The sequence below is a fragment of the Archangium sp. genome, from assembly GCF_036389735.1.
Lineage (GTDB): Bacteria > Myxococcota > Myxococcia > Myxococcales > Myxococcaceae > Archangium.
The window spans coordinates 1-8,656 of sequence record NZ_DASVWK010000404.1; the positions used below are offsets into that span (position 1 = coordinate 1).

The following is an 8,656-nucleotide window of genomic DNA, read 5'->3' on the forward strand; positions in this document are numbered from 1 at the left end:
ACGCCGTCGTCAAGAACCAGTTCACCTTCGACCTGATGGGCTCCATCGCCCTCTTCGACCGGTACGAGCTGGGCGTGGCGCTGCCCATCACCGCCCAGGGCTCCGGCCCGGTCGCATCCGTTTCTCCCCTCCTCTCCGAGGGGCTCCAGGCCAGGGGCGTGGGAGACCTGCGCCTGATACCCAAGGCGCACCTGCTCTCGCTGGACAACGGGTTGCGCCTGGGCGTCGCGGTGCCGCTGCTGCTGCCCACCTCGGGCGGCAGGGAGTTCCTGGGCCGACGGGGCGTGGCGGCCTTCCCGCGGGTGCTCGGCGAGTGGGTCTTCAATGACGAGGGCGCGCGCCTGCTCGCCAACGTGGGCGTCAACCTCCAGCCCCAGGCTCAGTTCTACAACCTCAACGTGGGCAACGAGTTCGCCTACGGGGTGGGCGCGGAGGTGCCCTTCCAGGTGCGCGAGCACCGGCTGGCCGCCGAGGCCTCGCTGGTGGGCGCCCTGGGGCTGAAGCAGTCCAACACCGAGGAGCGCCCGCTGGAGCTGCTCGGCGCGGTGAAGTACCACTTCACCGACAAGCTGGCGGCGCACCTGGGCGGTGGCCCTGGCCTCACCCGAGGCTATGGCACCCCGGGCTTCCGGCTGTTCGCCGGGGTCGTCTGGACCGAGGCCACGCGCGCCGTGGTGGCCCGCGTCGAGCCTCCGGCGCCGGTCTGCCCTCAGGGCCCCGAGGATCTGGACGGCTTCCAGGACGAGGACGGCTGCGCGGACCCGGACAATGACGGGGACGGGCTGCTGGACGGTGCGGATGGCTGCCCCAACCAGCCGGAGACGAAGAACGGCTTGGCGGACGAAGACGGCTGCGCGGACGAGCTGCCGCCCCCGCCGCCGGTGGACACGGACGGGGACGGGCTGACGGATGACCAGGACCGCTGCCCGGCCGTCGCCGAGGACAAGGACGGCTTCGAGGACTCGGATGGCTGCCCCGATCCGGACAACGACAAGGACGGCGTGGCGGACACGGCCGACAAGTGCCCGTCCGCGCCGGAGGTCATCAATGGAGTGCAGGACGAGGACGGCTGCCCGGACAAGGGGAAGGTGAAGGTGCTCGTCGAGGGCAAGAAGATCCTCATCCTCGACAAGGTCTACTTCGCCACGAACAAGGATGTGATCCTCCCGCGCTCCTTCAGCCTGCTGACGCAGGTGGCGGCGGTGCTGCGCGCCAACCCGGAGATCACCAAGGTGCGCGTGGAGGGCCACACGGACAGCCAGAGCTCGGACGCCTTCAACCTGGACCTCTCGCAGCGCCGCGCCAACAACGTGCGCAAGCGTCTGGTGGAGAAGGAGGGCATCGCGCCCGCGCGGCTGGAGTCGGTGGGCTACGGCGAGTCGCGGCCGGTAGACACCAACAAGACGGCGCAGGGGCGCGAGAACAACCGTCGCGTGGAGTTCATCATCCTCGAGATGGAGACGCAGGCGCCCTGACGCGCGAGGGCTAACCGCTCCAACCCGACCGCCTGGAGGTCCCCGCCCCCGCGGGGCTCCAGGCGGTTTTCATTTCTGGCCCCCCAGTCCATTGACGAGCCCACCCCGGGAGGAGTATCTAACTCGTCGCGTGGAAATGAGAACGATTCTCAATTTCAGTATCAGCGCCCAGGACGAGGCCAGCCGCGACGAGGGCGAGTGGGGTCGGTGGGCGCGTGCCCTCTTCTTCACCGTGCTCATCCACGTCGGGATGCTCGCCGTGGCGCTCTCGGGCTCGTCTCCCGCCCCGAGGGCGCCTGAGACGCCCGCGGAGCCGGAGCTCGTGTTCTTCAGCTTCCCTCCTCCACCCGCGGCGGCTCGCGGTACCGCAACCTCTTCCCCGGTGGTGTCCGAGCGCATGCCGCGCCAGGCGCGCACCCGCCTCCCCCGCTCGCCCGGGATGCAACGCGCACCGCCGCCTCCCACGACAGCGCCCGCGCCCGTCGCGACGGAGGTGCCAGTCCGGGACGCCCATGACGAAGGGCCCTCCTCCGACGCGGTCGGCGTGGCGATGGGCACCGAGAGCGTGGGCACCGTCGTCTCGGGGCTCCTGGGCGGCGTCCTCAACGGACGCGCGGGGGGACTGCCGGGTGCCACGGGAGACTCGGCCCTCGACCTGAAGCAGGTGTCACGCCCTCCCGAGGTGCTCGAGCAGGTCCGACCGCGCTATCCCCGGCGAGCCCGGGCCGAGGGCATCGAGGGACTCGTCCTGGTGCGCGTCATCATCGGCACCGATGGGCGCGTCGAACCCGAGCACACGCGCGTCATCCGCTCCATCCCCGCGCTCGACGCGGCGGCCCTCTCCGCCGTCAGCCAGTGGCGCTTCTCCCCGGCCCTCGGACGCCAGGGGCGACCCGTGCGCGTCATCATCGAAGTGCCCATCCAGTTCTCCCTGACGTGAGGGGCCGTCTCGTGAGCATCACCTTCCGCAAGCTCATCTTCTGGCCGCACCTGGTCTCCGGCGTCATCGCGGGGCTCATCATCGCGAGCATGTCCCTCACGGGGGTGGCCATTGCCTTCGAGACGGAGGTCCTCGCCTGGGCCGACGACGCGCGGCAGGTGGCGGCCCCCACGCCGGACGCACCCCGACTTCCCGTGGATGAGCTGCTGGCCCGCGTGCGCGCCGCCCGGCCCGAGGCACAACCCTCGGGCGTGACGGTGTACCCCGAGGCCACCGCCGCCGTGCTGGTGAGCACCGGCCGCTCCAGCGGCGTCTACGTGAATCCCTATACGGGCGAGGTGCGGGACCAGGGCGCCCAGGGCTGGCGCAAGTTCTTCCACGTCATGGAGGAGTGGCACCGGTGGCTCGGTGCCCAGGGTGACAACCGCGCCGTGGGCCGTGCGATCACCGGGGCTGGCAACACCGTGTTCTTCTTCCTCGGCCTCTCCGGCCTGTACCTGTGGTGGCCCCGCAGGTGGACGCTGCGCGCCATCCGCCCCACCCTCTGGTTCAGGCGCGGGCTGCGGGGCAAGGCGCGGGACTTCAACTGGCACAACGTCATCGGCTTCTGGTGCCTGCCCGTGCTGCTCGTCCTGACGGTGACGGGCATGGTCATCTCCTATAAGTGGGCCTCGAACCTCGTCTTCACGCTCACCGGCAACCCGCCCCCCGTCGCCCAGGGCCCCGCCGCGCCGCCGTCCGTCACGGTCCCCACGCCGCCGTCCGGTACCCGTCCACTCGCCGTCGACGCGCTCTTCACCGAGGCCCGGAAGCAGGTGCCCGCCTGGGAGAGCATCACCCTGCGCATCCCCAAGGGCCCGCAGGCCCTCACCTTCTCCATCCGCGAGCAGGGCGCCTGGCCCCTCTTCGCCGCCGCACAGGTCTCGCTCGATCCCTTCACTGGCCAGGTGCTGCGCCAGGAGACCTACGCCGACTACAACCTCGGCCGGAAGCTCCGCTCGTGGATGCGCTTCCTCCACACGGGCGAGGCCCTCGGGGGGATCGGCCAGCTCATCGCCGCCCTCGCCTCGCTGGGCGGAGTCTTCCTCGTGTGGACCGGCTTCGCCCTGTCGTGGAGACGCTTCTTCCCGCGCCGCCGGACCCACGTCTCTCCCTCGACCCCGGAAACGGTCGCGGTGGAATCCGAAACGACGGGCTGAGCCCCTCCCCCAGCTCCGACGAGCCTCTTGCTCCCGAAGCGGGCTCGAAATTTGAGAATGACTATCAAACTCACATTCAGAGAAAACCACATGGCATCCAGCAAGAAGCTCGGCACGGGTATCCGCTCGACGAAGGGACCTTCAGGGGGCGTGCGCGGCTCGCTCCAGGCGGCGATTGGACTGGCGTCGGCCCTGACGGCGAGCGGCGCGCTCGCGCAGGAGACGTCGGAGAGCACCGAGGGCCGGTTCGTGCTGCCGACAGTCCAGGTGCGAGAAGAGGCGGAGGGTTACCGCACCGAGGAGAGCACCCTCACGCGGCTGCCCAAGCCGCTCATCGACACGCCACAGTCCGTCACCGTGGTGCCCGAGAAGGTGCTCGAGGAGCAGCAGGCGACGACGGTGCGCGAGGCCCTGCGCAACGTCTCCGGCATCACGGTCACCGCGGGCGAGGGAGGCCGCCAGGGTGACACCTTCAACCTGCGCGGCTTCTCGGCGCAGACCGACACGTTCCGGGATGGAGTGAGGGATCTGGGCTGGTTCACGCGCGACACCTTCAACCTCGGCGGCGTCGAGGTCTTCTTCGGACCGTCCTCCGTCCTCTTCGGGCGAGGCTCGACGGGAGGCGCGCTCAACCTCGTCACGAAGAAGCCGGGCAGGCGCTCCTTCCAGAACGTGAGCCTGACAGGCGGCACGGCCCCCTCGGGGCGCCTCGAGGTCGACATCAACCAGGTGCTCACCGACCGCGTCCAGGTCCGCCTCAATGCGCTGGGACAGCTCTCCAATGTGGCGGGGCGTGACCAGGCCACGGAGAACCGCGCCGGCTTCGCCCCCTCGGCGCGCATCACGCTGGGCGAGAACACCGCGCTCGAGCTCGACTACCTCTACCAGCGCGAGGACAGCACCCCGGACCACGGCCAGCCCTACTTCGGCGGATATCCGGTCTCCTCCAGCATCGGCGTTCCGCGCGGGGCCTTCTACGGCGTGGAGGGCTCGGACACCGAGCGGGTGAATGCCCATGTCGCGACCGCGCAGCTCCAGCACCGCTTCGGCGGCGACACCGGCCTCCAGTTGACCAACTCGCTGCGCCTGGGCGGCGTGGACCGCTTTTCCCGGCCCACGTCGCCCCGCGGGCTCACCCCGACCCGTGGCGAACCGACGACGATCGGCCGGCAGCGCTACGAGGTCGGCACGGACAACGCCTACCTCACCAACCAGACGAACCTGCGCGGCGAGCTCCAGACGGGCATCCTGAAGCACACCGCGAGTGCCGGGCTCGAGCTGTCCTGGGAGACGAGGGACCAGCGCCGCTACAACCTGAACGCGGTGGGGCTGCCCACCGGGCCCAACCTCACGGCCGACCTGTTCACGCCGGAGCCCACACCCGACCTCTCCGCGGTCAGCCCCGTCTTCTCCACCGCCAACCAGAGCCGGCAGTGGACGGTGGGCGCCTACGCGGCGGATCAGATCGAGCTCACCCGCTACCTGGAGGTCCTCGGCTCGGCCCGCTTCGACCTCTTCGACACCGACTACACCTCCGAGGACAGCACGGGGACGATCACCGAGCTGGAGAACAGGGATCGGATCTTCAACTGGCGCGTGGGCCTCGTCGTGCACCCGGTGGAGAAGACGAGCCTCTATGCGACGTACGGCACCTCGGCCAATCCGTCGGCGGAAGCCGGCACGCTGCCCACCGGGACGAACAGCCTGGAGCCGGAGCGGAACGTGAACTACGAGCTCGGCGCCAAGGCGGACCTCTTCGAGGAGCGCCTGGGCGTGAACGCGGCGGTCTTCCGCATCGACAAGCTGAACGCGCGCGTGCCGAACACCGACCCCGACGGGCCTCCGCAGATCCTCGAGGGCGCGCAGCGCGTGCAGGGCTTCAGTGTCGGACTGGCCGGCACCCTCACGAGCCGCTGGAGGATGATCGCCAACTACACCCACCTGGACTCGGAGATCCGCGAGCACACCAACCCGTACCTCGTGGGCCAGCCGCTGCCGAACACGCCCAGGCGCAGCCTCTCGCTGTGGACGACCGTCACCCCCCTGGAGCACCTCACGCTCGGCGGCGGCGCCGTGTACCAGGACGTGACGACCGCGAACAATCCGACGTCGGAGGCCCAGGCGTTCAACAAGGTGCCCAACTACTGGCGCTTCGACGCGTTCGCGAGCTACACGCTGTGGAACAAGGTCGACCTCCAGCTCAACTTGAGCAACCTCACGAACGCGCTCTATTACGAGCAGTACCAGGGCATGCACGCCGTTCCGGCCGAGGGGCGCGTGGCGAGCCTGACGGGTAGAATCCGCTTCTAGTCATGATGCTCCACATCCCCAACGTCCTCACCGCCGAGCAGGTCGCCCACTGTCGCGAGGTCTTCGACCGCGCGACGTGGGAGGACGGCCGCACCACCGCCGGCCACCAGTCCGCGCAGGTGAAGAAGAACCTCCAGCTTCCGGAGAACAGCCCGCGGGCACGCGAGCTCGGAGACCTCGTGCTGGCGGGGCTCGAGCGCAGTGCCCTGTTCATCTCGGCCGTGTTGCCCCAGCGGGTCTTCCCACCGCTCTTCAACCGCTACGACGCGAGCATGAGCTTCGGCTCGCACGTGGACAACGCCATCCGCCCCATCACCGGCACGGCGATGCGCCTGCGCACCGACATCTCGGCGACGCTCTTCCTGTCCGACCCGGAGAGCTATGACGGCGGCGAACTCGTGGTGGAGGACACCTATGGGAGCCATTCGGTGAAGCTGCCGGCCGGGGACCTCATCATCTATCCGGCCTCGAGCCTGCACCACGTCACCCCGGTGACCCGCGGCGCCCGGCTCGCCTCCTTCTTCTGGGTGCAGAGCATGGTCCGCGATGTCACGCAGCGCGCGCTGCTCTTCGACCTCGACATGGCGCTCATGCAGCTCAACAAGGAGGTGCCCAAGAGCCCCTCCCTCGTCATGCTGACGGGCGTCTACCACAACCTCCTCAGGCAGTGGGCCGAGCCCTGATCAAGGGGCCAGCGCCTGCTCCAGGTCTCGGATGATGTCTCGCGGGGCCTCCAGCCCGATGGACAGGCGGAAGATCCCCTCCCCTGCCCAATCCCGGTAGCGCGCCAGCAGGTCCGGGGGGAGCTGGAAGGAGGTCCGCTGGAGGTCCTCCGTCGGCAGGTAGAAGACGAGGCTGTGCGGCTTGCCGAGCGAGACGGCGTACTTGACGACCTTCATCCGCTCGGCGAGGCGACGCGCCACCGCCGGACCGTCTTCCACCTGGAAGCTGATCATCCCCGAGGTGTTTCGTAGCTGCCGGCGAGCCAACTCCGCCTGCGGGTGAGAGTCGAGCCCCGGGTAGATGACGCGGCGCACGCGCGGGTGCGTCTCGAGGAACATGGCCACCTCCAATGCCGTGGCGGCATGGGCGGCCATGCGCTGGGGCAGCGTGGCCAGACTGCGGAGGATCAACCACGCGGGGAACGGGCTGAGGACGGCGCCCAGGTGGATGAGTGCGTCCTGGCGTAGCGCCGCCAGCTCGTTACTCCTCCCCACGACGACCCCGCCCAGCACGTCCCCGTGGCCTCCGATGTACTTGGTCAGGGAGTGGATGACGAAGTCCGCGCCCAGCGAGAGCGGCTGAAGACCGATGGGCGTCGCGATGGTGGAATCGACGACCAGACGGGCCCCGGCCTGGTGCGCGAGGGTGGCCACCGCCTCCACGTCGGTCAGTTTCAGGATGGGGTTGCACGGCGTCTCGATGTAGACGAGCCGCGTGTTCGGGCGCAGGGCGGCCCGCACCTGTTCGAGATCCGAGGTGTCGACGGGCGTCACCTCCACGCCGTAACGCCGGAGCATTCCCCGGGCGAACTCCGCCGCGCCCGCGTAGCAGACATCACTGAGCACGAGGTGGTCACCGGACTTGAGCAGGTGCAGCAGGAGGCCGGTGATCGCCGCCATCCCACTGGCGAAACAGAGGGCATCCTCACCCCCTTCGAGGTCCGCCAGACGCTTCTCCAGGGTCCGCACCGTGGGCCATGTGCCCATCATTCCATGAGCGCATTGACGCCTGTGGAGTTTGAGCCCTATGTCCGCTCGGCCCATGTCCCAGACAACGAATCCCCAGGTCGTCATCGTCGGTGCCGGCCCGGCCGGAATGATGCTCGCCTACCAGCTCGTGACCCATGGCGTGCCGGTGCGCGTCCTCGAGCGACACCCCGACTTCGAGCGCGAGTTCCGCGGCGAGCTGATCCAACCCGCGGCACTCGGGCCCCTGGAGAAGCTCGGCATCCTCCCGCTGCTCGTGGAGCGGAAGATCGCGCTCCCGAACATCGAGCGTCGGCTGTTCGTCGGGCAGAGCCGGCGAGTCACCGTCCCGGGCGGCAAGGAGCGGGGATCGTTGATTTCCCAGGCGGGATTCCTCCAGGTCCTCCATGAGCTGTGCGGCCACTACCCCCACTACCAGTTGGAGTTCGGCACCACGGCCCTCCAGGCGGTTCGCGAGAACGACCGGGTGGTGGCGCTGAAGACGCGGCGGGAGGGCACGGAGGGCCGCGTCGAGGGGGACCTCTTCGTGGATTGCAGCGGCCGGAACAGCGGGCTGCGCAAGGACGTCGGAATCGGCGCCGAGACGTCCCAGCTCCCGGCGGACGTGGTGTGGCTGCGCTTCGACTTCTCGGACGTTCCCGAGGCGCTTCCCGACAGCCTCGATGTGCACATGTTCGGCAAGGGCGTCGTGGCCGTCTTCCACGCCACGACGCGCTCCCGACTCCAGGTGGCCTATAGCGCGCCCGGAGATCTCGGCGGCCTGAGGAAGGACCTCCCCGAGCTACGACGCCGGTTGTTCCCCTTGGTGCCTCCGAAGCTGCGGCCCCACCTCGAGAAGAAGCTCGACGAGAACACCGAGACCCAGTTCCTCCGGGTCGTCGTCACCCGGCTCGATCGCTGGCACGTACCTGGACTGCTGTTCCTGGGGGACGCCGCGCACACGATGTCGCCCTCGGGTGGCCAGGGGTTGAATCTGGCGCTCCGCGACAGCTACGTGGCCGCCAATCACCTGCTCGATGCCCT

The 8,656-nt window shown here is 69.3% G+C and carries 7 protein-coding genes; 6 read left to right on the forward strand and 1 reads right to left on the reverse strand.

What is annotated here, in order from left to right; translation table 11 throughout:
* The 5 genes from VF794_RS14615 to VF794_RS14635 form a co-directional block, all read left to right on the forward strand.
* Nucleotides 1–1,475 (forward strand): OmpA family protein (locus tag VF794_RS14615; protein ID WP_331110810.1); only part of this gene is annotated, 1,475 nt, incomplete at its 5' end.
* Between the two features lie 136 nt (nucleotides 1,476–1,611).
* Nucleotides 1,612–2,415: an energy transducer TonB gene (locus tag VF794_RS14620; protein WP_331110812.1), complete on the forward strand. Its 804-nt coding sequence runs from the start codon at nucleotides 1,612–1,614 to the stop codon at nucleotides 2,413–2,415.
* Between the two features lie 11 nt (nucleotides 2,416–2,426).
* Complete coding sequence (locus tag VF794_RS14625; RefSeq protein WP_331110814.1) at nucleotides 2,427–3,614, forward strand: PepSY-associated TM helix domain-containing protein; 1,188 nt, start codon at nucleotides 2,427–2,429, stop codon at nucleotides 3,612–3,614.
* 90 nt (nucleotides 3,615–3,704) lie between these two features.
* The gene (locus VF794_RS14630) at nucleotides 3,705–5,924 is read left to right on the forward strand and encodes a TonB-dependent siderophore receptor (RefSeq protein ID WP_331110816.1); all 2,220 of its coding nucleotides are present in this window, start codon (nucleotides 3,705–3,707) and stop codon (nucleotides 5,922–5,924) included.
* A gap of 2 nt (nucleotides 5,925–5,926) precedes the next feature.
* On the forward strand, nucleotides 5,927–6,607 hold the full coding sequence (locus tag VF794_RS14635; RefSeq protein WP_331110818.1) for a Fe2+-dependent dioxygenase: 681 nt from the start codon (nucleotides 5,927–5,929) through the stop codon (nucleotides 6,605–6,607).
* Here VF794_RS14635 and VF794_RS14640 read toward each other — a convergent pair whose 3' ends face one another.
* Nucleotides 6,608–7,636: a trans-sulfuration enzyme family protein gene (locus tag VF794_RS14640; protein WP_331110820.1), complete on the reverse strand. Its 1,029-nt coding sequence runs from the start codon at nucleotides 7,634–7,636 to the stop codon at nucleotides 6,608–6,610. It abuts the gene before it with no gap.
* Nucleotides 7,637–7,688: 52 nt separating this feature from the next.
* Here VF794_RS14640 and VF794_RS14645 point away from each other — a divergent pair.
* A partial coding sequence (locus VF794_RS14645; RefSeq protein WP_331110822.1) for an FAD-dependent monooxygenase occupies nucleotides 7,689–8,656 on the forward strand: 968 nt, incomplete at its 3' end.

Coding starts and splice junctions, on each gene's coding strand:
- VF794_RS14620 (WP_331110812.1), top strand. CDS start 1,612: ATGAGAACGATTCTCAATTTCAGTATCAGCGCCCAGGACGAGGCCAGC.
- VF794_RS14635 (WP_331110818.1), top strand. CDS start 5,927: ATGATGCTCCACATCCCCAACGTCCTCACCGCCGAGCAGGTCGCCCAC.
- VF794_RS14640 (WP_331110820.1), bottom strand. CDS start 7,636: ATGATGGGCACATGGCCCACGGTGCGGACCCTGGAGAAGCGTCTGGCG.
- VF794_RS14630 (WP_331110816.1), top strand. CDS start 3,705: ATGGCATCCAGCAAGAAGCTCGGCACGGGTATCCGCTCGACGAAGGGA.